The sequence below is a fragment of the Flavobacterium sp. genome, assembly GCF_044349645.1.
Classification (GTDB): domain Bacteria; phylum Bacteroidota; class Bacteroidia; order Flavobacteriales; family Flavobacteriaceae; genus Flavobacterium.
Map to the genome: position 1 here is coordinate 18,355 of NZ_JBIKQP010000016.1, position 26,840 is coordinate 45,194.

Consider the following 26,840-nt stretch of genomic DNA (forward strand, 5'->3'; position numbering starts at 1 on the left):
TATCTATTTAATTGGATATTTTGAATTATCTATTAGAATATAGCAAATTACCTACTATTTCTACTAAAATAATATATTTATACCAATTTTAAAATTTCTACCGCGAGTGCTATAGCCTATATTTTCGGTGAAATTAGCATTTAAAATGTTGTTTACGCTCGCAAATAAATTGAATCTATTTTTAATGATTTTAAAATTTGTCATCGCATTAAGCAATCGATACGAATCCAATTGAACTGGTACTGTTTGATAGGTCCCGCCGTCAAAAAACAGGTCTTTTCGGGAATCAACGTATTGATAAGATAAATTGAAAGATGCCTTATCAGAATAATCATAATCGATAGAAACATTTGCCTTGTGCTTTGGAATCAACCTTTTCAAAGGCTCTTCAACTTCTGTAAAGGTGTAATTGGCCTTTAATTTTAAATTATTTGTAGCAACATAAGAAAACATCGACTCAATTCCCTTAGCATTATTGGAACCATCTATATTAATATAATTGGAAGCCCAAGTTATTGGATTGGTAAAAAAACCAATTGAATTGTTTTCTTCTCTATAAAAACAAACGGTATTGAATTGAATTTTTTTATTTAACAAATCTTTTTCAAACCCAAGTTCTATAGTATTGTTCTTTTCAGGTGTTAATGCTAAATTTCCGTAAGGCGAAAATAATTGGTACAAACTCGGAGTAATATGAGCAGTGCTATAAGATGCAATTAATTTTAAATCAATGTTCGATAATGAATACGACGGATTAAAGTTATAAACCGAATAGTTGTTATAAATAGAATGTTTGTCATAACGGGCACCAGCATTGATATTCAAACCAAAATCCGAATTATAAACTGCGGTAACATAAGTATCAAACCAATTGAATTTTGCGTTTTGCTTCGCTATTAATTCTGTTTGAGAATCCATTTCGTTGAATTGAAATTGGGTTCCAAAGATTAGAAAAAACTGATTAGAGAAATTGTATTTATTGAAGGCGTCGATAGCAACAGACTTGGAAATATAACTACTATTATCAATAGAATTCGACCAAGTATTCAATGAAGTATAATTTCTTTCATTTATTGAAAAACCCGAATTTAAAACCAATTCTCCATTTTTGTATTTGTACTTTGGTGAAAATCCAAATCGGAATTGCTGTGTTTTAGCAACATTTAAAGGTGTGTCAGCAGAAGTGAAATTATCATAAAATCCATCGTAGTTGTTTTTAATCTTATCAAAATTGGTAAAGAAATCAAATGAGAATTTAGTATTTGGCTTAAAGCCAATTTTCATTAAAGCTGAAATCTTAGAAAATTGATCGGGTTCAAAATCGATGCCTTCTGCTTCCGATATCCCTTTGGTTTCAACGCTATTAAACATTGCTAAATAATTAATTTTTCCAATAGTCCCATTCAAACTTACCCCTTGATTGAAATCTTGAGGACGGTAATTCACTTTATCGGCGATGGTTTGCGTTCCTAAACTAAAATAAGTATTTCCTGTTAATTCCTTTTTACTGGCTTTTTTCAAAGTAATATTGATTACTCCAGTAGCAGCACCCGAACCATAAAGTGTACTCGCAGCGCCTTTCATAACCTCAATACTTTCAACTTGCTCAGCAGAAATATATCGTAAATCGTATTCTAAATTCACTCCCGAAGCATCGGTGACAGGAATTCCGTCAATAATCATTAGCGTTTGATGATTGCGACCGCCACGAATGTATGTTCCTAAATTTTTACCTCCGCTACTTTGATTTCCGTTAATTTCTACTCCTACAACTGTACTCAAAATAGAAGCAATGGATTGTCCTGGTTTTTTTGTTAATTCATCAGCTGTAATTTTCACAATTACCTTACCTGATTTTTCTTTAGCTAAAGCAAATTTCGAATCGGATATTACCACTTCTTTCAATTGATTTTCAAGTTCTTGGGCATAAGTAGTCATACAAAACAACAATGCAAATACACCAAAGTGAATTACTTTTTTCTTCATTTTCAGTAAAATAATCTTAATAAATGGGGAGAAAAGTATAGAATTTACCATACCCAAACCTTTTTTCCCGAAAGTTTGATACTCGACGTAATAGGCAGGTCTCCTGGCTTGCGTCCTGTTGTTGACCTTCCCATTCCATTTTAGATTTTTAATTTTTGATTTAAGATTGAAAAAATCTATAATCTAAATTCAAAATCTACAATTAAAACAGTGGTTTTGTAGATAACAACAAGCTGATTAGCTTACAGTTGCGGGAACAGCACAGGATTTATGATTTAAATCATTCACCTGTTTCCCTTTTAATGCTATTTTAAAATTTAAAACAGCAACCTTAATACGCTACAAATATAAGGTTTTGATTCGGTTATCATAATATTATTTTAGATTTAAGTAAATAAAACAAACATAACTTTTACATTTGTACCACAATTCAAATTATTCTATGAAACGCAATTTTTTATACTCTTTCACAACTTTGTTATTGCTATTCATCTTTGGATGCAGACAAAATGATGCAAATGAGAAAACTAAAAATTCGGCTGTTGCCAATAGCGTAAAGTATGCTAAAGGACTAGAATTGTATCATTGCAAAGGGTTTACAGTAATGAAAGTAACCAAACCCTGGCCCGAAGCCACCAAAGGATTTACCTATATTTTAAAAAGAAGGAACGGAATTATTCCTGATAGCTTGAAAGAATTTCCAGTAATTTCAGTGCCAATTCAATCAATTGTGGTGACCTCAACCACTCATATTCCAGCACTTGAAATGCTAGATGTTGAAAATACCTTAATCGGATTTCCAAGTACCAATTTTATTTCATCTTCCAAAACTAGAAATCGAGTTGATGCTGGAAAAATTCGGGAAGTGGGCGTTAATGAAAGTTTGAACACCGAAGTTTTAATCGATATGATGCCGGATGCGATTGTAACTTTTGGTATCAACAATAACAATACTACTATTGATAATTTGAAGAAAAGTGGTTTAAATGTTTTAATCAATGGTGATTGGACAGAGCAATCTCCGTTAGGAAAAGCCGAATGGATTAAGTTTTTCGGAGCTTTGTACAATTTAGATACTAAAGCTAATTTCATTTTCACCTCCATTGAAAATAATTACAATAAAGCATTGACTTTAGCTGATAAAACTACTATAATTCCAACGGTTATAAGTGGTGCGATGTACCAAGATCAATGGTATGTTCCGCAAGGACAAAGTTGGGCTTCGTTATTTTTAAGAGATGCCAAAGCGAACTATTTATGGAAAGAAACTAAAGGATTTGGAAGTTTGAGTTTGCCATTTGAAAAGGTATTTGAAAAAGGACAAAATGCTGAGTTTTGGATTGCTCCAGGTGATTTTTCTTCGCTAAAGCAAATGAGTGAAAGCAGTTCTCACTATACTGAATTTGCAAGTTTTAAAAATAAAAAAGTATATTCGTATGCAATAAATAAAGGTCCAAAAGGGGGAATTGTTTATTTCGAATTGGCTTCTGCCCGCCCCGATTTGGTTTTAAAGGATTTGATAAAAATATTTCACCCCGAATTACTACCAAACTATAACCCATATTTCTTTAAAAAGTTAGAATAAATTGAATACTAAATACAATACAACCCTTCTATTTTCTATCCTAATAACTGGGGTGGTATTCTTGTTTTTAATCAATATTAGTTTGGGGTCGATAAACATTCCATTGAAGGATGTTTACACTAGTTTGCTTCATGGATCGTGCAGTAAAGAGTCTTGGAATTACATTATTTTAAACTACAGGCTACCTAAAGCTATAGTTGCAATTTTAATAGGTATAGGATTATCTATCAGTGGTTTATTAATGCAAACATTATTTAGAAATCCACTAGCTGGACCTTACGTGTTGGGATTGAGTTCTGGAGCAAGTTTAGGTGTAGCGACTGTTATCTTAGGAGCTTCTTTATTACCTATTTCACTATCTGAATTTTTCCTTTCCTCATTCGGAATTATTATTGCTTCTAGCTTAGGAAGTTTCTTTGTCTTGGTTTCTGTTTTAGTAATTGCTAAACGACTTCGCGACACTATGGCTATATTAATCGTAGGATTGATGTTTGGAAGTTTAACTAGCGCTATTGTTGGTAGCTTAACCTATTTTAGTTCGGCGGAGCAACTTCAGAAATTTACCTTTTGGTCGCTTGGAAATCTTGGGAACCTAACTTGGAATTCAATTGGAATATTAACTAGTTGTGTTGCTTTAGGGATTTTACTCAGCGTGCTTAGCATCAAACCTTTGAACGCATTACTATTAGGAGAAAATTATGCTAGAAGCTTAGGAATCAACTATAAAAAAACCAAGTACATTATACTATTTGCAACAAGCATATTAGCAGGGAGTATTACCGCTTTTGTTGGGCCTATTGCATTCGTAGGCCTTGCGGTGCCACATATTTCGAAATTGGTTTTTCAAACTAGTAACCATAAGATTCTTTTTTGGAGTACTTTACTTTTTGGAGCTATTGTTATGCTTATTTGCGACAGCATTACTCAAATTCCAGGCACTGACATCATTTTACCTATTAATGCTATCACTTCAATTTTTGGAGCGCCTATTGTGATTTGGTTGTTAGTTAGAAAAAGAAAAATGATGGGTTGATTTTAATTGTTTAGTTGTTTAACCGCAAGGTTCGGAAAGAAAATTAATTATCTATTAGTCTATTATCTTTTAATCACCACAAAAGACACAAAGAAATCTATATAACAATTATCTATTTATCAATTATCTAATAATCTATTCGTTTCACTGTAATAACGCGCCTCAATTCTCTTAATATCTTTAATGGTATTTTTCGCCCATTGCAAACGCTTTTCAATAATTTCATCTTCAGATAATTGCCATTGAATATTGGATTTTCTTAAGCGTTCTGTTAGGTTTTGAATGATTATCGCAGCAGAAACGGAAATATTAAGACTTTCAGTAAATCCTACCATAGGTATTTTTAGAAATCCGTCAGCCCTTTTCAAAATCTCCTCCGATAATCCGTCGCGTTCGGTTCCAAAAAAGAGTGCGCTTGGCTTAGAAATATCAAAGTCTTCTAATAAACAATCGTCCTCGTGTGGTGTGGTTGCTATAATTTGATAACCCCGAGACTGTAAGTTATCCAAGCAACCCGTAATACTATCAAACGCATTGATATCAACCCATTTTTGAGCTCCCATTGCAATTTCTTTATCGATTCGTTTACCAAATCGCTGTTCAATTACATGTAACTCTTGAATTCCAAAAACTTCACAACTTCGCATAACAGCACTGGTATTGTGCATTTGAAAAACATCTTCTACCGCCACTGTGAAATGACGTGTTCTGTTTTTGAGAACGTTTAAAAAACGCTCTTTGCGGTTCTCTGTAAGTATGTTTTCTAAATATTCTAAATAAGCAATATCAACCATTAATAATATATTTTTGGTAAATTTAGAAACAAATTTGACTTAATAAAACTTTTTTACTCATTGTAATCAATTCGTTACGAAATCAAAAACGGTATTATTATTAGCCAATTATATTCAAACATTTCTGTATCTTTGCTCTTTCAAAAAACAACACAACAATGACTACTTTAAACGAATTAAATGCTGTTTCACCAATTGACGGAAGATACAGAAGTAAGACCTTTTCGTTAGCTCCTTTTTTTTCTGAGGAGGCTTTAATTAAATACCGAGTATTAATTGAAATTGAGTACTTTATCGCTTTATGTGAAATTCCTTTACCGCAGTTAAAAGAAATCGATAAAGGGGTGTTTGATAGTCTTAGAAATCTGTATAAAAACTTTTCTACACAAGACGCTCTTTGGATCAAAGAAACTGAAAAAACAACTAATCATGATGTGAAAGCGGTTGAATATTTTATTAAAGACGCATTTGAAAAACTAGGTTTATCCTCTTACAAAGAATTTATCCATTTTGGATTGACCTCACAAGATATCAATAATACAGCAATTCCATTATCTACAAAAGAAGCATTCGAAAGTGTTTATTTACCTTCTTTAATCGCATTAATCTCAAAATTAAAAGAGTTAAGTGTCGAATGGAAAGACGTCCCAATGTTAGCGAAAACCCATGGACAACCAGCCTCTCCAACTCGTTTAGGTAAAGAAGTTGGCGTTTTTGTAGAGAGATTAGAAGAACAAATGCGTTTGTTGTTTAATATCCCTTTTGCTGCTAAATTTGGTGGCGCAACTGGAAATTACAACGCCCACCATGTAGCTTATCCGCAAATTGATTGGAAACAATTTGGTACTCATTTTGTGGAAGAAAACTTGGGATTACACCATTCTTTTCCTACAACTCAAATAGAACATTACGATCATTTCGCAGCATTTTTCGATGCTTTAAAGCGAATTAATACTATTATAATTGACTTAGATAGAGATATTTGGACTTATGTTTCTATGGAATATTTCAAGCAAAAAATAAAAGCAGGTGAAATTGGTTCTTCGGCGATGCCACATAAAGTAAACCCGATTGATTTTGAAAACTCAGAAGGAAATTTAGGAATGGCAAATGCTATTTTTGAGCACCTTTCGGCAAAATTACCTTTATCAAGATTACAACGAGATTTAACTGATAGTACCGTTTTAAGGAATATTGGTGTGCCAATGGGACATACTTTAATTGCATTTGAAGCTACTTTAAAAGGATTGAACAAATTGCTGTTAAACGAGCCAAAATTTCACGAAGATTTAGAAAAAAACTGGGCTGTAGTTGCTGAAGCAATTCAAACAATCCTAAGAAGAGAAGGATATCCTAACCCATACGAAGCATTAAAGGGATTAACTAGAACTAATGAAACTATTGATAAAAATGCAATTCATAATTTTATTGACACTCTAGAAGTATCAGATGAAATAAAAGCAGAATTATTGCAAATTACTCCAAGTAACTTTGTAGGAATTTAGTAAACATAAACATCATAACAAAACCCGCTAAGAAATTATTTTTAGCGGGTTTTAGGTTTATAATAATTGCTAAAATAATCTGTAAAACTCTACCATGAATGATATAATAAACGACTGCGGTAATTTATAAAATAATTATCTTGATAAAGATAAGTAATAGTGGAATTCTTTATACTATACAAGTAATTACATTTCAGAAATAATTAGAAATGATGTTAAATTAAATTAAATTTTTATATTTGAAATATCTAAATTTAGATTATTATAAAAATGGAGACCAGAGACCATATAAAAACGGGGCAAAATCTGAAAAGCCAAAAGAGAAAGAATAAACTCGATTAAATTAATAACAACTAACCAATTTAATATTTAAATTATGACTCTATTAATTGCATCAATAACACCTGTAATGATTTTTCTTTATTTAATTTTCAGAATAGATAAAAATAAAGAGCCAATTAGTTTATTAACCAAATGTTTTTTTGGTGGTTTTTTATCAATCATTTTGACACTCATTATAGATGTGCCAATGACTTATATTGGCAGTTCATTTAACACTCCTTTTTCAAAATCCTTTTTTGACGCCTTTTTTGTTGCAGGTTTACCAGAAGAATTATCAAAATTTATCATATTATATTGGTTGGTTTGGAAGAGTGAATTTTTTGATGAGCATTATGATAGTATTGTTTATGCGGTATTTGTAGGGCTAGGATTTGCTTTGGTAGAGAACATCTTATATGTTTTTAATGGTGGATTAAGCACCGCTTTCTTTAGAGCTATTTTGTCTGTTCCAGGTCATGGTTTTTTTGCGGTAATAATGGGTTATTTCCTTTCAATTGCAAAATTGAGCCATCAAGGTGAGCAAAGAAAATACTTATTATTAAGCATTTTGATACCTGTTTTATTTCATGGAACTTATGATTTTATATTAATGTATGCGTCAAATATAGGAGAATCTGATTTCGGAATTACAATATTACTACTTATAATATTTACTGTTTTTGTAATTTATTTATGGAGATATGGTTTGAAAAAGATAAAAATTACAGTTGCAAAAAATCATGCTATTGAAGAGGAAGCAATAAATTAATTTATTATTTAAATTATGGATATAGATTCTGCTGAAAAAACACCAAAAAGAGTCACATTTAAAAAAATAATATCAATTCTTATTGTATTTTCAATTTTTATCTTATTTACTATTTATTCATGGCTTTGTTCCTGGAATATAGCATTAGGATATATTGGTTTAGCAATTATTATAATTGGCGCAGTACTTTGGCGAAAAAAGACCATCAATTACTTATTCTCATCTTGGGTGATTTTATTCCTATTAACGTTATTTTTGTTTATTCCATCTCTTAAATGTTATAATGAAAAAACGATTGATTATATGCATAGAATTGATAAAGGAGAAAACTTAACTTTCAAAGAAAAAGTCAGTATTTATGGTTTAAACATATTCATGAGTATTGCGGCTTACCCTATTTATCCTGAAGTTTCAAAAGAAAGCTTTTATTTATTATTTAAATCTGATACAGGTGAAAGAACTTTTGAGAGTGATTTTTTTATGAAATCTCAAGAAATAAAAAAGGGTTTTAATAATAAAACCAAAGAAGTTAAATGGAGTTCTTCAAAATACAATATGGGAAATCCTGAAAGCCGATACGCTTTAGCGCTTAATCCTTGTTATTTATCCTATACAGAAACAAATACCTACAAAGAATATACAGTTTCTGTTAAAGTTGAATATCCAAAAAAGACATCAGCGGTTTTATTAAAGCAACCAATTAAAATAGTTGTTGAAGAAGGTTTATTTAATTACCTTCAAAAAGAAAAATGGTTACATCCTTACACAGCTATTTGGAAAACAACAATTTTAAAATAATTTATAAAGAAAAAAGTCGCAAATTAGCGACTTTTTTCTTTATCTAGAATAATTTGGAGCTTCCTTAGTAATCGTAACATTGTGCGGATGGCTTTCATTAATTCCGCTAGCTGTAATTCTAACAAATCGACCCGTATCTTGTAATGTAGGAATATCTTTTGAACCACAATAACCCATTCCAGCTCTTAAACCTCCAATAAATTGTTGCATGCTTTCGTTTAATTCTCCTTTATAAGGTACACGTCCTACAATTCCTTCCGGTACTAATTTTTTCACATCGTCTTCAACATCTTGGAAATATCGATCTTTTGATCCTTCTTGCATGGCTTCAACAGAACCCATTCCGCGATAAGATTTGAATTTACGACCTTCAAAAATAATGGTTTCTCCAGGTGATTCTTTTGTTCCTGCTAATAATGATCCTAGCATTACACAATCGGCTCCAGCAGCTATTGCCTTTGGAATATCACCTGTATAACGAATACCACCATCAGCAATTACTGGAACTCCTGATCCTTTTATAGCTGCAGCAACTTCTAAAACTGCAGAAAATTGTGGAAATCCAACGCCTGCAACGATTCGAGTCGTACAAATAGAACCAGGACCAATACCTACTTTTACTCCGTCGGCGCCATTTTCAACTAAGTATTTTGCTGCTTCTGGGGTAGCTATATTTCCAACAATTACATCTAATTTTGGGAATTTTGCTTTTACTTCTTTCAATACATTTACAACCCCTTGAGTGTGACCGTGAGCAGTATCTATAATTATAGCGTCAACACCAGCATTTACTAAAGCTTCTGCTCTTTGAACAGCATCGCCAGTAACTCCAATGGCAGCAGCTACTCGCAAACGACCGAAAGAATCTTTATTGGCAATTGGTTTTTGTGTTAATTTAGTAATATCTCTAAAAGTGATAAGGCCTACTAATTTATAATCGGAGTTTACCACTGGTAATTTTTCAATTTTATTTCCTTGCAACACTACTTCTGCTTGCTCAAGGGATGTTCCCTCGGCAACGGTAACCAAATTTTCTGAAGTCATTACTTCAATAATAGGTCGTGTATTGTTTTTCTCAAAACGCAAATCACGATTGGTTACAATTCCTTTTAAAGTTTTATTTTCATCTACAATTGGTATCCCACCAATACCAAATTCTTTCATAGCATTTTTCGCATCTGAAACAGTTGATGTTAACGGCAATGTTACTGGATCGATAATCATTCCTGATTCTGCACGTTTTACTTTTCTAACTTTCGCAGCTTGTTGCTCAATCGTCATGTTTTTGTGTAAAACTCCTATTCCACCTTCTTGAGCCATTGCAATTGCCATAGCACTTTCAGTTACAGTATCCATTGCAGCAGATACTATAGGTACATTTAAAGTAATGTTACGAGAAAATTTTGTTTGAATACTAACTTCTCTTGGGAGAACATTAGAATAATTAGGAACTAATAATACGTCATCGTAAGTTAATCCTTCACCAATAATTTTTGTGTTGTGTGCGATCATTGCAATTTGTAGTTGAATTGCGTGCAAAGATAGTAAATAATATTAGATATGTCAAATATTAAGATTCCTGTGCTATAGTTTGAATTGCTTCAAATGAATTAATGAAATTCACCAAACAATTTTGTTGCTTCATTGTAGGCACTTTCAAAACTCATCGGACTAGTATTGGTTTGCTCCTTATTTGAAGTAAAAAACGAAAGCAATTTTTCTGTTGGCATATTTCCTGTAAGGGTGTCTTTTGCCATTGGACAACCACCAAAACCCTGAATAGCTCCATCAAATCGGCGGCAACCTGCATTATAAGCGGCGTCCACTTTTTCATACCATTTTTCAGGTGTAGTATGAAGGTGCGCACCAAATTCAATATTAGGATATTTAGGAATTAAATTGGAGAATAAATACTGAATTACTTCTGGAGTTGAACTTCCTATTGTATCAGATAGTGAAAGGATTTTTACACCGCGATTGGCTAAATTTTCTGTCCAATTACCCACAATATCAACATTCCAAGGATCTCCATACGGATTTCCAAATCCCATAGATAAATAAGCAACGACTTCCTTATTCGTTTTATCAGCAATTTCTAGAATTTCGTTCAAAGTCACCAATGATTCTTCGATTGTTTTATGAGTATTCCTCATTTGGAAATTTTCAGATATCGAAAAAGGGAAACCTAAATACTGAATTTCTTTGTGTTCAGAAGCGGCAATTGCACCTTGAGTATTGGCAATAATAGCGAGTAATTTACTATTGGTTTGTGATAAATCCAGTTGCGCTAATACATCGGCAGTATCTTGCATTTGAGGAATGGCTTTTGCAGATACAAAACTCCCAAAATCAATGGTATCAAACCCAACACGAAGCAAAGATTGAATATAAGCTACCTTCCTTGCAGTTGGAATAAACGATTTTATTCCTTGCATAGCATCACGAGGGCATTCTATTATTTTAATTGGATCCATTGGTTCAAATATAGAGAAAATGCAGCAATTCAGTAAGAAGAATCACAATAAATTAACGCGAAACAGATTCTAATATTTTTTTGTTTATGGCTTTCACCAATGCTGGTCCTTCGTAAATAAAACCGGTATAAAGTTGGATCAAACTAGCTCCAGCATCTAATTTATCAATTGCATCTTGTGCGGAATGAATTCCTCCAACTCCAATAATTGGGAAAGACTTATTGCTTTTTTCAGATAAAAAACGGATTACTTCAGTTGATCTTGAAGTTAAAGGTTTACCAGACAATCCTCCCACTTCGGCTTTATTTACAGATTGCAATCCTTCTCTAGAAATGGTGGTGTTGGTAGCAATTACACCGGCAATTTTAGTTGTGTTCACAATGTCGATAATATCCAATAATTGTTCGTCAGTCAAATCGGGTGCAATTTTTAGTAGAATTGGCTTTTGTTTTGGTCGAGCTGAGTTTAAGTCTTGCAAGGTTTGTAATAATTTCGTCAAAGGTTCTTTTTCTTGAAGTTCTCTTAAATTAGGTGTGTTAGGAGAGCTTACATTTACCACAAAATAATCTACAAAATCATAAAGTGCATCAAAACAAATTACATAATCTACAACCGCGTTTTCATTTGCCGTAAGCTTATTTTTACCAATATTACCACCTATTAAAACTCCTTTATTCTTCTTTAGTTTTTTAATTGCTGCATCAACACCTTTATTGTTGAAACCCATCCTATTGATAATTGCGCCGTCTTGTTTTAAGCGGAATAATCTCTTTTTAGGATTCCCATCTTGCGGTTTAGGGGTTAATGTTCCTATTTCTATAAAACCGAATCCAAAATTCGATAATTCGTTATATAGTACTGCATCTTTGTCGAAACCAGCAGCTAATCCTATGCGGTTTTTAAATTTTAAACCAAACACTTCCGTTTCTAATCTTTTGTCATCAACTACATAAATAGCTCTAAAAATAGCTGAAACACCTGGTATTTTTGAAAGAAAGCGAATAGCTGAAAAGGTAAAATAATGTACTTTTTCAGGATCAAACCAAAAAAGTAAAGGACGAATTAAAAGTTTGTACATGATTGTGCTGTTGTGAGCTACAAAAGTAAAGAATAGTTTTAATTAAATTAAATCTACTTACAATAAATTGAGAAATTTCTATATATAAAAGTATTAAAATTATTACATTTGAAGCTAAAGCAAATAATGATTACAATAATGAAAAAACCGAGTTCAATTCTACTAATAATTTTCTTCAGTTTTATACAAATATCATTTGGACAACAACCCGTAAAACCTAATTCTGCAGTCATTTACAACCAAATTGAAAAGCTAAATTTCTTAGGATCAGTTTTGTATATTGCAGCACATCCCGACGATGAAAACACCCGATTAATTTCTTATTTATCAAATGAGAAAAAGGCCAGAACCGGATATTTATCATTAACACGTGGCGATGGAGGACAGAATTTAATTGGTCCTGAATTACGGGAGCAGTTGGGTGTTATTAGAACTCAAGAATTACTTGAAGCAAGAAAAATAGATGGAGGAGAACAATTTTTTTCTCGCGCTAATGATTTTGGTTACTCAAAAAACCCTGACGAAACTCTGCAAATTTGGGATAAAGACCAAGTTTTAAGCGATGTGGTTTGGGCAATTAGAAAATTCCAACCCGATGTGATTATCAATCGTTTTGATCATCGTTCTCCAGGAACAACACACGGACACCACACTGCTTCTGCCCTATTGAGTGTTGAAAGTTTCGATTTAGCAAACAATATAAATGTATTTCCAAGTCAATTAAAATGGGTAAAACCTTGGCAACCAAAAAGACAATTTTTTAATACATCCTGGTGGTTTTATGGTAGTAAAGAAAAATTTGACGCAGCTGATAAAACCAATTTATCTTCTTTACAAATAGGTGTTTACTTTCCATCAATCGGAAAATCAAATCAAGAAATTGCGGCATTAAGTAGAAGTCGTCATGAATCGCAAGGATTTGGAAGTACTGGAAGTCGTGGTGAAGAAATGGAATATTTAGAATTTCTTAAAGGAACTTCGTTAAATGATAAAAACAATATTTTTGATGGAATAGACACCACTTGGAATCGAGTGAAAGGCGGTTCTGCTGTTGGAGAATTAATACAAAAAATAGTAAGAGAATACGATTTCAAAAACCCAGGATTAAGCATTCCAAATTTGGTGAAAGCCTATTCAATGGTTCAATTATTAGATGATGAACATTGGAAAACAATTAAATCAGATGAACTTAAAATGGTAATAGCTGCTTGTTCTGGTTTGTACCTTGAAGGTTCGGCTGAAAATCAAACAGCAACTCCAAATAGTACTTTAAATATAAAAATTGAAGCAATTAACAGGAGTACAAATTCAATGATTCTTAAGAGTATTGTTTCCATGCCAGAAGGAAAAAATACGAATATAAATAACGAATTAAAAAATAATATTTCTATAAATAATAAACTTGAAATTAAATTACCAGAAACAGTAAACTATACCAATCCTTATTGGTTAAACGAAAAAGGAACAGTTGGAATGTATACCGTAAACGAACAACAAAACATTGGATTTGCAGATATAATTAGAGAAGTTAAATTGGTGTTTAATATTGAAATTAATGGCGTTAGAATCCCTTTTGAGCGAAATGTAATTTATAAATACAATGATCCAACCAAAGGGGAAATTTACAATCCGTTGGATATTGTTCCTGAAATAACAACATCCATAATAGAAAAAGTTGTCTTATTTAATTCGGGTAAATCAAAAACGATTGGAGTTAAGATTAAAGCAGGGAAAGAGGCTACAAATGGAATTTTGAAATTGGATCTTCCTGCAAATTGGAAAGTAAACCCGAACGAAATCTCATTTGCCTTGAGCAAAAAAGGGGAAGAACAAATTGTAAATTTCGAAGTATTCCCTCCAAAAAATGCAGATGAAATTACAGCAAAAGCAGTAGCAATTTTAAATGGAAAATCATTTGATAAAGAGGAAATTAATATTAATTATGAGCATATTTCAAAGCAACAAATACTGAGAACCTCGGAGTCAAAATTCATTAAATTGGATATCAAAACTGGTAATCAAAAAATAGCTTATATAATGGGAGCTGGTGATGAAGTTCCGAAAAGCTTGAAGCAAATGGGTTATGATGTGAAAGAAATTAATCCGAGCGAAATCACGAAAGAAAAACTAGCCTATTTTGATGTTTTAATTACAGGGATTAGGGCTTACAATACCGTTAAAGAACTGAAATTCAAACAAGAAATGCTTTTTGATTTTGTAAATGAAGGAAAAACAATGATCGTTCAATACAATACAACTGATGAATTAGTGACGAAAAATATTGCACCGTTTCCTTTGAAAATATCAAGAGATCGTGTGACAGAAGAAAATGCAGAAATTCGTTTTTTAGCTCCCAAGCATCCTGTTTTAAATTATCCGAACAAAATAACTCCAAAAGATTTTGAAGGCTGGACACAAGAACAAGGATTGTATTATCCGAATGAGTTTGATACTGCTTTCACTCCTATTTTATCTTCAAATGACAAAGGAGAAACTCCTAAAAACGGCGCATTATTGATTGCTAAATACGGGAAAGGGCATTATATTTATACTGGGTTGAGCTTTTTTAGAGAATTACCGGAAGGGGTTTCAGGGGCTTATCGATTGATTTCTAACTTAATATCATTAAAGTAGCGATGAGTGAAAATGAAAATAAATTGTGGAAGAAAAACTATACTTGGGTGTTAATTGCAAATGCGCTTTACATCTTATTTTACTTTATTATTATGCAAATTTTTTCCTAGTATATGCAACAAATTGACTGGATAATACTCGTAATCACATTGCTTTTCATCGTTATTTATGGCGTTTGGAAAACTAAAGGCAGTACAGGAAATGTTAAAGATTATATTTTAGGAAACAATGAAACTCCTTGGTGGACAGTTGGACTTTCGGTAATGGCAACCCAAGCTAGCGCTATTACTTTCCTTTCTACGCCTGGCCAAGCCTACCATGACGGAATGGGTTTTGTTCAGTTTTATTTTGGTTTACCAATAGCAATGGTGGTTATTTGTATGACTTTCATTCCAATTTATCACCGATTAAAAGTATTTACCGCCTACGAATATTTAGAACAACGTTTTGACTTAAAAACGCGTTCATTAGCATCTATACTATTTTTGGTACAACGTGGTTTAGGAACAGGAATTACCATTTATGCTCCGTCAATTATTCTATCAACAATATTAGGTTGGAATTTAACCCAACTGAATATCATCATCGGTTCATTAGTGATTATCTACACCTTTTCGGGAGGTACAAAAGCGGTAAACGTGACGCAAAAACACCAAATGTTTGTAATTATGTTTGGAATGATTTTAACTTTTTTCTTAATCTTATATTTATTACCAAACGATATGACTTTTGTAAATGCGCTTCATATTGCTGGTGCAAATGACAAAATGAATATAGTAGATTTCTCATTTGACCCTGAAACTCGATATACTTTTTGGAGTGGAATTACCGGAGGATTTTTCCTAGCTCTCTCCTATTTTGGTACCGATCAATCTCAAGTAGGTCGATATTTGTCGGGGAAATCAATAAAAGAAAGCCAAATGGGATTGATTATGAATGGATTTCTAAAAGTTCCAATGCAGTTTTTTATTTTGCTAATTGGGGTTATGGTTTTTGTGTTTTTTCAATTCAATCCCGTCCCTTTAAATTTCAATCCAAACAATAAAATCGTAATTGAAAAGTCTATTTACAAAGAAGAATATCAGAATTTAGAAAAACAACTTGCGGATTTATCTGAAGAAAAAAAGGAGTTCAACTTGTTGTATATTGATCATTTGAATCAGAATTACGACAATCCGATTCTGAGAAAAAAACTTACAGCTTTATCCAATAAAGAAAATGATTTAAGAGAACAGGCAAAGGAATTAATTTCAAAAGCAGATCCAAAAGCAGAAACAAACGATAAAGATTATGTGTTTATCAATTTCATTTTAAATTATTTACCGAAAGGATTAATCGGACTTTTATTAGCGGTAATTTTATCTGCCGCCATGTCATCAACTGCTTCCGGTTTAACTGCATTGGCATCAACAACGGCGATTGACATTTATAAACGAAATTTAAAAGAAGAAAAATCGGATAAACATTATGTAAATGCTACAAAAGTTTTTACAGTATTTTGGGGGATTGTAGCAATTCTTTTTGCTTGTATTGGAACTTTGTTTGAAAATTTAATTCAGCTCGTAAATATTATTGGATCTATTTTCTACGGAACCGTTTTGGGAATTTTCTTAGTTGGTTTTTATATCAAATACATTCGTGCTAAAGCCATTTTCTGGGGAGCTATTATCACACAATTAATGATATTCTATATCTTCTACTTGGATATTGTTAGTTTCTTATGGTTGAATTTTATTGGCGCAATAATGACAATTATAATCGCAACTTTACTTCAGTACTTACTATTTAGTGGTAAAAACGAAACTATTGAAAGTATTGAATAATCTTAATTTAGGGTGATAAACGATCCTTTTTCCAAGAAAAATCTTCTTGTAATTGGTATCTAATTCGGTCATGAAGTCGGTTTGGACGACCCTGCCAAAATTCAACTTCAACAGGTTTAATTTGGAATCCTCCCCAAAATTCTGGTCGAATGATTTCTTTGTCTTGGTAATCCAATTCCAATTGTTTTAATTTATCTTCTAATATAGCTCGTGAAGGAATCACCTCACTTTGATTAGAAACTATGGCACCTAATTTACTTCCGTCAGGTCTAGATTCAAAATAACCATCGGAAATATTGGTTGGTGTTTTTTCTGCAATTCCTTTAATAATAACCTGTCTCTCCATTGAATGCCAGAAAAATGACAGACAAACATTAGGGTTATTAGTGATTGCTTTTCCTTTTTCAGAGTTATAATTGGTATAAAAAATAAATCCTTCTTCGGAGTATTTTTTTAATAATACAACCCTCGATTTAGGAAACCCATCCAATCCAATTGTCGAAACAGTCATTGCGTTTACCTCTTCTATTCCTCCAAAATCTTCCACTTCATGAAACCATTTATGAAACAAATTAATTGGATCTTCTGGAATTGAAGTCTCCAAAAGAGCGCTCTTTTCATATGATTTTCGGTAATCGCTTAAATCTTCCATTGAATATATTTTAGATTTTAGATTTTAGATTTTAGATTTTGATTCTAAAATAACGAATCTAAAATAATTGATTTATTTTAAAACTCAAAACTTTTTCCATCATCCGCTAAAAGGATCTCAGGAAAAATTGTTTCTGCTTCTTCTTTAAACAAATTGATATTATCGTATCGAGTAGAATAATGCCCTAATATCAACTGTTTCACATTGGCTTTTATAGCAATTTTAGCTGCTTGTTTGGCGGTACAATGCATTGTTTTATTGGCCAATTGCTCTTCTGATTCTAGAAATGTAGATTCATGATACAATACATCCGCATTTTTAATTATAGGAATAATATCTTCATTATAAGCGGTGTCAGAACAAAAAGCATAACTTTTAGTTGGAATTGGGTCAAAGGTCAATTTTTCATTCTCAATTACCCGGCCGTCGTCTAAAGTAATGTCTTTACCATTTTTTATTTTCTGATAATAACAAGTATCTATTTCGAAATTTTGAACCGCATCCATATTCAATTTACGATCTCCAACTTTCTCTTGGAATAAGAATCCATTGGTATAAACTCTATGTTTTAAAGGAATTGTTTTTACAAATACTTTGTCGTCTTCGAAAATAATTTCACTTTTATCTGAATTCAATTCATGAAAATACAAACCATAATTTGTCCATGAATTGGATAATTTTAATTGTAATTTAATTACTTCTTCAATTCCTTTAGGTCCATATATATGTAAATCGTTGGTTCTATTCAACAACATAAAAGTAGAAACCAAACCAACCAAACCATAAAAATGATCGCCATGCAAATGAGAAATAAATATGTGATTGATTTTAGAAAAACGGATTTTATTTTTTCTTAATTGAACCTGCGTTCCTTCCCCACAATCAATTAGAAACAGACGATTTCTGATTTCTAAAACTTGCGAAGTTGGATTTGTAATTGTTCGTGGTGTTGCGGCATAGCAACCAAGTACAGTTAGATTCAATTTATTAGTTATTGGTTTATTTGGTTATTCGTGAAAAGTTATTTGTTTTCGATTAAACAAATAACCGAATAAACAATTTCACTTTTAAAATCCTAAATCTCTTTCGATTTCGTCCATATCAATAATGTCTTGGGCTTCTAAAACCGATGGAACTACAACTAATGATTTAGGTACAGCATTAAAATCGATGTTTTCAGCAACAATGACAAACGATTTTTTTCCTTTACAATGCATTTTAGACAACTCCGTAAAAGCTTTAATGGATTGAATTGTTGTAGATTTATCGTGAGTTACATCCAAAATTAAATTCTGATGCTTATAACTTTCGTGTTGGTTGGTGATATTATCTAAAAATAATTGGAAATCACCCTGAGTGTCTTTTAAAACTGTGGTGTGTCCTTTTACAAGTGCTTTCATTTATTGAATTTTTGATGCCAATAAATAAATTACCGCCATTCTAACTGCCACTCCATTTTCCACTTGATTTAATATCAACGATTGATTAGAATCGGCTACTTCAGAAGTAATTTCAACTCCCCGATTTATTGGTCCAGGATGCATTATTACAATTTCTTTATTTAAAGAATCAAGTAAGGTTTTATCTAATCCGTATTGTTGTGAGTATTCTCTTGTTGAAGGGAAAAAATTCACATCCATACGTTCGTTTTGAACTCTTAACATATTTGCTACATCACACCATTCCAATGCTTTCCGTAAATTTGGCTCAACTTTTACTCCAAGAGACTCAATGTGTCTTGGAATAAGCGTTTTTGGTCCGCAAACTTTCACTTCAGCACCTTGCATTTGCAAAGCATAGATATTTGAAAGTGCTACACGAGAGTGCAAAATATCGCCTACAATTACAACTTTTTTACCTGCGACTTCTCCCAATTTTTCTCGAATTGAATAACTGTCTAAAAGAGCCTGTGTTGGATGTTCGTGCGCCCCATCTCCGGCGTTAATAATACTCGCTTTTACATTTTGAGATAAAAAGTGAGCTGCACCAGGATTAGCATGTCGCATTACCACCATATCCACTTTCATAGAAAGGATATTGTTAACGGTATCTACTAGGGTTTCTCCTTTTTTTACTGAGGATTGCGCAGCAGAAAAACTAATTACATCAGCTGAAAGTCGTTTTTGAGCTAATTCAAATGATAATTTAGTTCTGGTACTATTTTCGAAAAATATATTAGCAATTGTAATGTCTCGTAATGAAGGAACTTTCTTAATTGGGCGATTGATTACTTCTTTAAAATGATCGGCGGTTTCAAAAATAAGGTCAATATCATTTTTGTTGATATTTTTAATTCCTAATAAATGATTTACACTTAATTCGCTCATTTTTATACTATTTGTTTACTATTTGTTGGTATTAAATATACTGCATCTTCGCCATCTTGCTCGTACCAGCATACCTTTACTTTTTCATCATTAATCGCGTCTACTTGGCGACCACGATAATCAGGTTGAATCGGTAAATCACGGCTAAATCTACGATCAATTAATGTTAGAAGCTCAATAGAAGCTGGTCTTCCAAAAGATTGTACAGCCGTTAATGCTGCGCGAATACTTCTTCCGGTGTACAAAACATCATCTATAAAAATTACTTTTTTATTTTCAACTAAAAAATCAATTTGGGTTTTATTTGCTTCTAATTGTTTGTCGTTTCTTCTGAAATCATCTCTAAAAAAGGTAATATCCAAATACCCTAAAAGGATGTTAGAAATTTTATATTCATTTTCTAAAAGTGATTTTAATCTTTCTGCCAAAAAAGTCCCACGAGGTTGAATACCAATAAGAATAGTATCTGAAAAATCTAAATGTTTTTCAATCAATTGACAAGCCAAACGATGAAGAATGATATTGACTTCTTTGGAAGTAAGCAATATTTTTTGACTCATATTGAAGATTTTTGTTTGGTTATGCAAATATATAATTTTTTTACAGATTTTAACATCGATTGAATAAGAACTGAAAAATATTTTATTTCATTTATTTTCAAAAAAAACTCCCGATTTCTCGAGAGTTTAATATTATAAATTAAGAATACATTTTGATTCTCAACTCTTTAATGCTATCATTTTCCAAATATTCATCAAAAGTCATGTATCGATCAATTGCTCCTTTTGGAGTTAATTCAACCACTCTGTTACCTACGGTTTGCGAAAATTCATGATCATGAGTTGTGAAAATAACAGAACCTTTGAAATTTTTAAGCGAATTATTAAACGCCGTTATAGACTCCAAATCCAAGTGATTTGTAGGTTCGTCTATCATCAAAACATTTGCACGTTCCATCATCATTCGCGAAAGCATGCATCTCACTTTTTCTCCTCCTGATAAAACACGGCTAGTTTTTAACGCTTCTTCTCCTGAGAAAATCATTTTTCCAAGGAAACCACGAATATTAACCTCATCACGTTCTTCTTCTGTTTTTACCCATTGGCGCAACCAATCTACTAATGTATAATCGTTTTCAAAAAACGAGTGATTGTCAACAGGTAAATAAGCCTGATTTGTTGTAACTCCCCAGTCAAAAGTTCCAGAATCTGCTTTTTGTAAACCATTTAATATATCGTAGAATGCAGTTGTTGCACGTGAATCTTTTGAAAACAAAATAATCTTGTCCCCTTTTGCCATATTTAAATCTACTCCAGTAAATAAAACTTCGCCATCTACAGAAGCACTTAAATTTTGTACATTTAATATTTGATCTCCTGCTTCTCTTTCTTGATCGAAAATAATTGCAGGATAGCGACGGCTTGAAGGTCGGATTTCAGCTATATTTAATTTAGAAATCATCTTCTTTCTAGAAGTTGCTTGTTTAGATTTTGCTACATTCGCACTAAAACGACGAATAAACTCTTCCAACTCTTGCTTCTTTTCTTCGGCCTTCTTATTTTGTTGTGCACGTTGCTTTGCAGCTAATTGGCTTGATTCATACCAAAAAGTATAATTACCAGAATAGTGGTTAATTTTTCCAAAATCAATATCTGAAATATGAGTACAAACAGCGTCTAGAAAGTGACGGTCGTGAGAAACTACAATTACAGTATTGTCATAATTAGCTAGGAAATTCTCTAACCAAGCGATGGTTTCAAAATCCAAATCGTTGGTAGGCTCATCCATAATTAACAAATCAGGATTTCCAAAAAGTGCTTGTGCTAGAAGGACACGAACTTTCAATTTTCCTTCTAAATCAGACATTAAGGTGTAATGACTGTCTTCGGTAATTCCTAAATTCGATAACAATGAAGCGGCATCCGAATCGGCGTTCCAACCATTCATTTCTTCAAATTGAACTTGTAACTCCCCTATTCTGTCAGCGTTTTTATCATTGTAATCAGCATACAATTCATCCATTTCTTTCTTAACAGCATACAAAACTTTGTTTCCCATCATTACAGTTTCTAAGACTGTAAAATCATCAAACATGTTGTGATTCTGATTTAAAACAGACATTCTTTTACCGGCTTCTAGGTGAACATGTCCGGCTGTAGGATCCATTTCACCTGAAATTATCTTTAAAAAAGTTGATTTTCCAGCACCATTTGCTCCAATAACACCGTAAACATTACCGTGTGTAAAAACCGTATTTACTTCGTCGAACAAAATTCTTTTACCAAACTGTACTGATAAATTATTGATAGTTAACATTGATATTCTTTATTTTAATTTTTGCAAAAGTAGAAAAAATCCCTCAATTTCAGCCAATTCATTGTTTGAAATAAGAGTAATACTTTAATTTAACTTACTATTAACACCTAAATTGAATTGGTCTAAATATTTTTGTATGTATTGCAATGAATTTTAATATGCCTAATTCTCCCTTATTAAGAATTTTTTCGACGCTATTTTTTCTTTCTTTAATTTCTTGTAATAAAGATTTTAAGAAGGACGACTATAGAGCTTATTTTGGTGGAGAAGTACTAAATCCAACCAATAGATTTATTTATTTCTCTAAAGATGGAGTTGTAATTGATACTATTCCACTTCAAAAAGACAATACTTTCTTCGTTCAATTCGATTCATTGGCACCAGGAATGTACACGTTTAAGCACGATCCGGAATACCAATATGTTTTTTTTGATAAAAACGACAGTATCATGGTTCGTTTAAATTCAAACAATTTTGATGAATCAATTATTTTTTGTGGTCGTGGAGATGCAAAAAATAATTTTTTAATGGAGACTTATTTAAAAGACGAAGCTGAAAAGGAAAAAATGTTTGATGTTTTTGATTATGATTTTGCAAAGTTTAATGCTAACATAGATTCTACCTACAATAAAAACAAAAAAAGCTATTTATCGCACAAGAAAGATATCAATTGGAGTAAGGAGTTTGATTTATTTGCGAAAGCTGAATTGGATTTTAATTATTATTCGAAAAAAGAATTGTATCCAATTATTCACAAACTTAGAACAGACGAAGATGTTTACGAAAAGTTACCTGCGAAATATTACAGTTACAGAAAAAACATCGACTTTAACAATGTAGAATTATCGACATTTTCTCCATTTGTAGTTTATTTATCTCATTTATTAAATAATTTAGGTTCTGTAAAATATCACAACCATTTTTCGGATGTAGATTTAGCATTAACTACCAATATCAATAAATTAAATATTGCTGATACTTTAATTAGGAATGAAAAAGTAAAAAATAGTATTCTCAATAATATTGCTTTCTCCTATTTACTAGAAGATCAAAATATGGTGAATAATCAGAAGTTTTTAAATATTTATAGAAAATACTCTACTGACAATAGTAGTAAAAACGAAATTCTAAAAATTGAAAACGCCATTAAACTTCTTAATGTTGGAAATCAATTACCAGAAGTAAACTTAGTAAACAAAGACGGAATTACTGTTTCGTCTAAGTCTATTATGAATAAGAAGACAGTATTATTTTTCTGGACTAAAGAAGCCTTAACTCATTTAGCTGCAGCACATAAGAAAGTATTAGCATTTAAATTACAACATCCTGAATACCAATATATCGCAGTAAATTTAGATGAAGATCAAAAAAACTGGGTTGATTTATTGACCAATTATAAGTTTGATGGAGTTCAAGAATACCGTTGTGCCAATTTTGAAGATGTGAAAAATAAATGGGCAATTACCAAAATTCACAGAACGTTGATTTTAGATGGAAATGGAAAAATAAAAGATGCATTTACCAATCTATTTGAAGTGAAATTTGCTGATAAACTGAAATAAGATAACTTACAAATAAAAAAGCGGTACTGATGATCGGTACCGCTTTTTTTATGCATTTTAATACTTTATTTGTTACCTTTTTCGAAGTCGGCAATAAACTGAGCTAAACCAATATCAGTTAAAGGATGTTTTAACAATCCAACGATAGCTGAAAGTGGTCCAGTCATTACATCAGCACCAATTTTAGCACAATTTACAATGTGCATAGTATGACGAACAGAAGCGGCTAATATTTGCGTTTCAAAACCATAATTATCATAAATCAATCGGATTTCCTCTATTAAACCTAAACCATCGGTTGAAATATCGTCTAATCTGCCTACGAAAGGGGAAACATAGGTTGCTCCTGCTTTTGCGGCTAAAATAGCTTGACCTGCAGAAAAAACTAAAGTAACATTGGTTTTAATCCCTTTATCAGAAAAGTATTTACAAGCCATTATTCCCTCTTTTGTCATTGGTAATTTCACGACAATTTGCGGGTGTAAATCAACTAATTCTTCACCTTCACGAATCATTCCATCATAATCAACTGCGTTTACTTCGGCACTAACATCGCCATCAACACTTTTACAAATGTCAACGTAATGTTTAAGGATATTGTTTTTTCCTGTAATTCCTTCTTTTGCCATTAAAGATGGGTTGGTTGTTACTCCATCCAAAACTCCAAGAGCTTGGGCGGCTTTAATTTCATTAAGGTTTGCTGTATCAATAAAAAACTTCATAATTGAGTATATTAAGTTAGGATGTTATTTTCTGCTAAATTACAATTTATAATGATTCATTAAAATTTTTTCAAAGACTTTATCGGGTAAAATCCTCTTCAAAACGATGGAGAATTTCTGAATGAAACTTCCCACCTTATAATGTATTTTTAGATTGGGTGAATTGATGATTTCTAATATAGCTTCTGCCATTTCGATAGGATTATTTCCGCTATCAACTTGGTCGTTCATCATTTTTAGTGTGGCACCGTAGGATTTTTCATAATCTGATCCTTTTATTACGGGAGCGTGAAATCGTCCAGCAGCGATATTAGTAGCATAATCTCCTGGAGCAACATTAGTAATATTGATTCCAAAAGGTTTAACTTCCATATTCATTGATTCGGTGATTAATTCTAAAGCCCCTTTTGATGCAGAATATATTCCACGATACGGCAATCCCATGTATCCTGCAATGGAGGTAATATTGATAATTAAACCCGATTTTTGAGCACGCATTTGTGGTAAAACAGCCTTCATCACTTCAATTGGGCCAAAGAAATTGGTTTCGAAATTATTTTTTATTTCTTGAGATGGTATTTCTTCGATTGGACCTGTAATTCCAACACCAGCATTATTGATAAGTATATCAATAGTTCCAGAAAGTTCAATTACTTTTTTTACTGCATTTTGGATTGAATCGGTAATTCGAACGTCTAATTCTAATAATGGAAATGCAGAATTTCTAATATTGTCAGGGTTTCTACTCGTTCCATAAACGACAAAACCTTTGTAATGCAAAAACTCGGCGATAGATTTTCCTATTCCTGAAGAAGCCCCTGTTATTAAAACTACTTTATTCATAAACGAATTGTTTTAGAATGTAAATATAGTTAATTCTGATATTTGGAAAACTGAAAGTTCAAAATTAGTCCCGATTGCAGTGAAAATCCCACGCTTTTTTTTGCGTGGATTGCAGCGAAAAGCGGGTCTGAAAGCGAGAGAAACTAGGGACGATTTACTCCAAAAAAAAATCCTCCGAAAGGAAGACTATTTGAATAAAAAAAGGCAAGCGACCTACATCGCATCGCTCAACCACTTACCCTTGCTACGTTCCCATCCTGGGGGATTTTGCAGGAGCAGATCGTGTAGGACTTGCCGTTGCAAATATACAATTAATTTGTATTTTTGCAACTCAATTATATAAACTTTTGTGTTGTAACTTTCCCCACAAATAAAACTCATTATGAAAAAATATAACCTTCTCTCAATCATTTTATTAGGCTCTCTTTTTGTTAGTTGCAACGGTTCAAAATCGGCAACTGAAAAATATTTTAGTTTTGACGAAAGCAAATTTAAAAGTGAATACAGCAATGATGACAGTCTTTCACTGCGTTTATTGAATGGTGAAAATAAAAAAATCGACAGTATTGTTTACTTTGTAAATGACAAAAATATTGGTTCGAAAAAGAATTTGGAGAACCTAACATTTAGCTTAAAAGATCAGAAATTAGGGTATAAAAATTTAAAGGCCTTAGTTTATTTTGAGGGTGAAAATCAGGAAATAACTTCTCGTATAGAATTGGTTTCAAATGTGAATCCGAAGTTATTGAACTATAAAATTGTGAATACTTATCCTCACGATACTTCTTCTTTTACGGAAGGTTTGGAATTTTATAGAGATACTTTATTTGAAGGAACTGGACTTCGTAAATTTTCGAAATTATTAAAAACAGATTACAAAACAGGAAAAATTTATAAATCGGCGAAATTGGACGATATGTATTTTGGTGAGGGAATAACTATCATAAATAACAAATTGTATCAATTGACTTGGGAGGAAAAAAAGGGATTTATTTACAATATAGATACTTGGAAAGTGGAAAAAACATTTGATTATGACAAGCCAATTGAGGGTTGGGGAATGACGAATGACGGAAAAGTAATTTATCAATCGGATGGAACAGAGAAAATTTGGAAGATGAATCCTACAAATCAAAAAATGATTGATTATGTGAATGTTTACTCTGGAAGCAGTAAGATCAAAAGCGTTAATGAATTGGAATACATCAACGGAAAAATTTACTGTAATATTTGGCAAAAAGACGCTATTGCTGTTGTAAATCCTGAGAATGGTAAAGTAGAAGCGATTATTAATTTGGCTGGCTTACGCAAATTTATAAAATATCCTGAAGCGGAAGTTTTGAATGGAATTGCTTATAATCCAAAAACGAAAACCATTTTTGTTACAGGAAAAAAATGGGAAAAACTATTTGAAATTTCAGTATCTGAGTAAATAATCAAAGCATAAAAAAACCGCCTTGTTTTCACAAGGCGGTATATGTAATTGAGGAACCTAATTAATCGTTTTGAGATTTTTGAGCTAAGTTGTAAATTACAAGACCAAATCCAATTTTGTTAATTGCATCAGCGATGTTGTAAGCTACGTCTACACTTCCTTTTCCTAGGATGTCTGTATACC

Annotated in this window: 22 protein-coding genes, 1 other RNA gene, 1 pseudogene and 1 riboswitch; of the genes and pseudogenes, 9 read left to right on the forward strand and 15 right to left on the reverse strand. The window is 32.1% G+C overall.

Annotated elements, in window-relative coordinates; all coding sequences use genetic code 11:
* Window positions 1–63 precede the first annotated feature (63 nt).
* Window positions 64–1,986 carry a TonB-dependent receptor plug domain-containing protein gene (locus AC9UFV_RS04850; protein WP_509573364.1) on the reverse strand — a complete coding sequence of 641 codons (1,923 nt, stop codon included), beginning with the start codon at window positions 1,984–1,986 and terminating at the stop codon, window positions 64–66.
* A gap of 76 nt (window positions 1,987–2,062) precedes the next feature.
* Window positions 2,063–2,336: riboswitch (cobalamin riboswitch) on the reverse strand.
* A 92-nt stretch (window positions 2,337–2,428) separates the two neighbouring features.
* On the opposite strand from AC9UFV_RS04850, the gene AC9UFV_RS04855 reads away from it, so the two are divergent.
* Window positions 2,429–3,571: an ABC transporter substrate-binding protein gene (locus tag AC9UFV_RS04855; protein ID WP_509573366.1), complete on the forward strand. Its 1,143-nt coding sequence runs from the start codon at window positions 2,429–2,431 to the stop codon at window positions 3,569–3,571.
* 1 nt (window position 3,572) lies between these two features.
* Entirely contained in the window at window positions 3,573–4,604 is a 1,032-nt protein-coding gene (locus AC9UFV_RS04860) for an iron chelate uptake ABC transporter family permease subunit (RefSeq protein ID WP_509573368.1), read from the forward strand.
* A 119-nt stretch (window positions 4,605–4,723) separates the two neighbouring features.
* Here the strand turns inward: AC9UFV_RS04860 and AC9UFV_RS04865 are convergent, their stop codons facing one another.
* Entirely contained in the window at window positions 4,724–5,398 is a 675-nt protein-coding gene (locus AC9UFV_RS04865; protein ID WP_509573370.1) for a TrmH family RNA methyltransferase, read from the reverse strand.
* Window positions 5,399–5,556: 158 nt separating this feature from the next.
* On the opposite strand from AC9UFV_RS04865, the gene purB reads away from it, so the two are divergent.
* The 3 genes from purB (at window position 5,557) to AC9UFV_RS04880 (ending at window position 8,791) form a co-directional block, all read left to right on the forward strand.
* The gene (gene purB, locus AC9UFV_RS04870; protein ID WP_509573373.1) at window positions 5,557–6,903 is read left to right on the forward strand and encodes an adenylosuccinate lyase; all 1,347 of its coding nucleotides are present in this window, start codon (window positions 5,557–5,559) and stop codon (window positions 6,901–6,903) included.
* 376 nt (window positions 6,904–7,279) lie between these two features.
* Window positions 7,280–7,993 (forward strand): PrsW family glutamic-type intramembrane protease, encoded by a 714-nt coding sequence (locus tag AC9UFV_RS04875; protein WP_509573375.1) that lies wholly within the window; start codon window positions 7,280–7,282, stop codon window positions 7,991–7,993.
* Window positions 7,994–8,008: 15 nt separating this feature from the next.
* The gene (locus AC9UFV_RS04880) at window positions 8,009–8,791 is read left to right on the forward strand and encodes a hypothetical protein (protein WP_509573377.1); all 783 of its coding nucleotides are present in this window, start codon (window positions 8,009–8,011) and stop codon (window positions 8,789–8,791) included.
* A 39-nt stretch (window positions 8,792–8,830) separates the two neighbouring features.
* On the opposite strand, the gene guaB is transcribed toward AC9UFV_RS04880, so the two are convergent.
* From guaB to AC9UFV_RS04895, 3 genes are all read right to left on the reverse strand, one after another.
* Window positions 8,831–10,303 carry an IMP dehydrogenase gene (gene guaB, locus AC9UFV_RS04885; protein WP_509573379.1) on the reverse strand — a complete coding sequence of 491 codons (1,473 nt, stop codon included), beginning with the start codon at window positions 10,301–10,303 and terminating at the stop codon, window positions 8,831–8,833.
* A 98-nt stretch (window positions 10,304–10,401) separates the two neighbouring features.
* Window positions 10,402–11,265, reverse strand: coding sequence for a hydroxymethylglutaryl-CoA lyase (locus AC9UFV_RS04890; protein ID WP_509573381.1), 864 nt, complete (start codon window positions 11,263–11,265; stop codon window positions 10,402–10,404).
* A 52-nt stretch (window positions 11,266–11,317) separates the two neighbouring features.
* On the reverse strand, window positions 11,318–12,343 hold the full coding sequence (locus AC9UFV_RS04895) for a quinone-dependent dihydroorotate dehydrogenase (RefSeq protein WP_509573382.1): 1,026 nt from the start codon (window positions 12,341–12,343) through the stop codon (window positions 11,318–11,320).
* A 138-nt stretch (window positions 12,344–12,481) separates the two neighbouring features.
* Between AC9UFV_RS04895 and AC9UFV_RS04900 the strand changes: the two genes are divergently transcribed.
* Together AC9UFV_RS04900 and AC9UFV_RS04905 are read left to right on the forward strand one after the other, a co-directional pair.
* On the forward strand, window positions 12,482–14,977 hold the full coding sequence (locus AC9UFV_RS04900) for a PIG-L family deacetylase (protein ID WP_509573384.1): 2,496 nt from the start codon (window positions 12,482–12,484) through the stop codon (window positions 14,975–14,977).
* 113 nt (window positions 14,978–15,090) lie between these two features.
* On the forward strand, window positions 15,091–16,800 hold the full coding sequence (locus AC9UFV_RS04905; RefSeq protein ID WP_509573386.1) for a sodium:solute symporter family protein: 1,710 nt from the start codon (window positions 15,091–15,093) through the stop codon (window positions 16,798–16,800).
* A gap of 7 nt (window positions 16,801–16,807) precedes the next feature.
* Here AC9UFV_RS04905 and pdxH read toward each other — a convergent pair whose 3' ends face one another.
* From pdxH to AC9UFV_RS04935, 6 genes are all read right to left on the reverse strand, one after another.
* Window positions 16,808–17,452, reverse strand: coding sequence for a pyridoxamine 5'-phosphate oxidase (pdxH, locus tag AC9UFV_RS04910; RefSeq protein WP_509573388.1), 645 nt, complete (start codon window positions 17,450–17,452; stop codon window positions 16,808–16,810).
* 77 nt (window positions 17,453–17,529) lie between these two features.
* A complete protein-coding gene (locus AC9UFV_RS04915) occupies window positions 17,530–18,435 on the reverse strand; it encodes a ribonuclease Z (RefSeq protein ID WP_509573391.1) in 906 nt (301 codons plus the stop codon).
* Window positions 18,436–18,519: 84 nt separating this feature from the next.
* On the reverse strand, window positions 18,520–18,852 hold the full coding sequence (locus AC9UFV_RS04920; RefSeq protein WP_509573394.1) for a ribonuclease Z: 333 nt from the start codon (window positions 18,850–18,852) through the stop codon (window positions 18,520–18,522).
* Window positions 18,853–19,779, reverse strand: a complete 927-nt coding sequence (locus tag AC9UFV_RS04925) for an aspartate carbamoyltransferase catalytic subunit (RefSeq protein ID WP_509573396.1) — start codon at window positions 19,777–19,779, stop codon at window positions 18,853–18,855.
* A gap of 2 nt (window positions 19,780–19,781) precedes the next feature.
* A complete protein-coding gene (gene pyrR / locus AC9UFV_RS04930) occupies window positions 19,782–20,339 on the reverse strand; it encodes a bifunctional pyr operon transcriptional regulator/uracil phosphoribosyltransferase PyrR (RefSeq protein WP_509573398.1) in 558 nt (185 codons plus the stop codon).
* A 139-nt stretch (window positions 20,340–20,478) separates the two neighbouring features.
* Window positions 20,479–22,095 carry an ABC-F family ATP-binding cassette domain-containing protein gene (locus AC9UFV_RS04935; RefSeq protein ID WP_509573400.1) on the reverse strand — a complete coding sequence of 539 codons (1,617 nt, stop codon included), beginning with the start codon at window positions 22,093–22,095 and terminating at the stop codon, window positions 20,479–20,481.
* A gap of 158 nt (window positions 22,096–22,253) precedes the next feature.
* Here AC9UFV_RS04935 and AC9UFV_RS04940 point away from each other — a divergent pair, with 158 nt between their 5' ends.
* Window positions 22,254–23,657, forward strand: coding sequence for a TlpA family protein disulfide reductase (locus AC9UFV_RS04940; RefSeq protein ID WP_509573402.1), 1,404 nt, complete (start codon window positions 22,254–22,256; stop codon window positions 23,655–23,657).
* A gap of 65 nt (window positions 23,658–23,722) precedes the next feature.
* On the opposite strand, the gene fsa is transcribed toward AC9UFV_RS04940, so the two are convergent.
* From fsa to ffs, 3 genes are all read right to left on the reverse strand, one after another.
* Window positions 23,723–24,379, reverse strand: coding sequence for a fructose-6-phosphate aldolase (gene fsa / locus AC9UFV_RS04945; RefSeq protein ID WP_509573404.1), 657 nt, complete (start codon window positions 24,377–24,379; stop codon window positions 23,723–23,725).
* 39 nt (window positions 24,380–24,418) lie between these two features.
* Window positions 24,419–25,222 carry an SDR family oxidoreductase gene (locus tag AC9UFV_RS04950; RefSeq protein WP_509573406.1) on the reverse strand — a complete coding sequence of 268 codons (804 nt, stop codon included), beginning with the start codon at window positions 25,220–25,222 and terminating at the stop codon, window positions 24,419–24,421.
* 199 nt (window positions 25,223–25,421) lie between these two features.
* An RNA gene (gene ffs, locus AC9UFV_RS04955) (signal recognition particle sRNA small type) lies at window positions 25,422–25,519 on the reverse strand.
* A gap of 85 nt (window positions 25,520–25,604) precedes the next feature.
* Between ffs and AC9UFV_RS04960 the strand changes: the two genes are divergently transcribed.
* The gene (locus tag AC9UFV_RS04960; protein WP_509573409.1) at window positions 25,605–26,654 is read left to right on the forward strand and encodes a glutaminyl-peptide cyclotransferase; all 1,050 of its coding nucleotides are present in this window, start codon (window positions 25,605–25,607) and stop codon (window positions 26,652–26,654) included.
* Between the two features lie 64 nt (window positions 26,655–26,718).
* Here the strand turns inward: AC9UFV_RS04960 and AC9UFV_RS04965 are convergent.
* Window positions 26,719–26,840: pseudogene (locus AC9UFV_RS04965) on the reverse strand (rhodopsin); the annotation flags it as partial.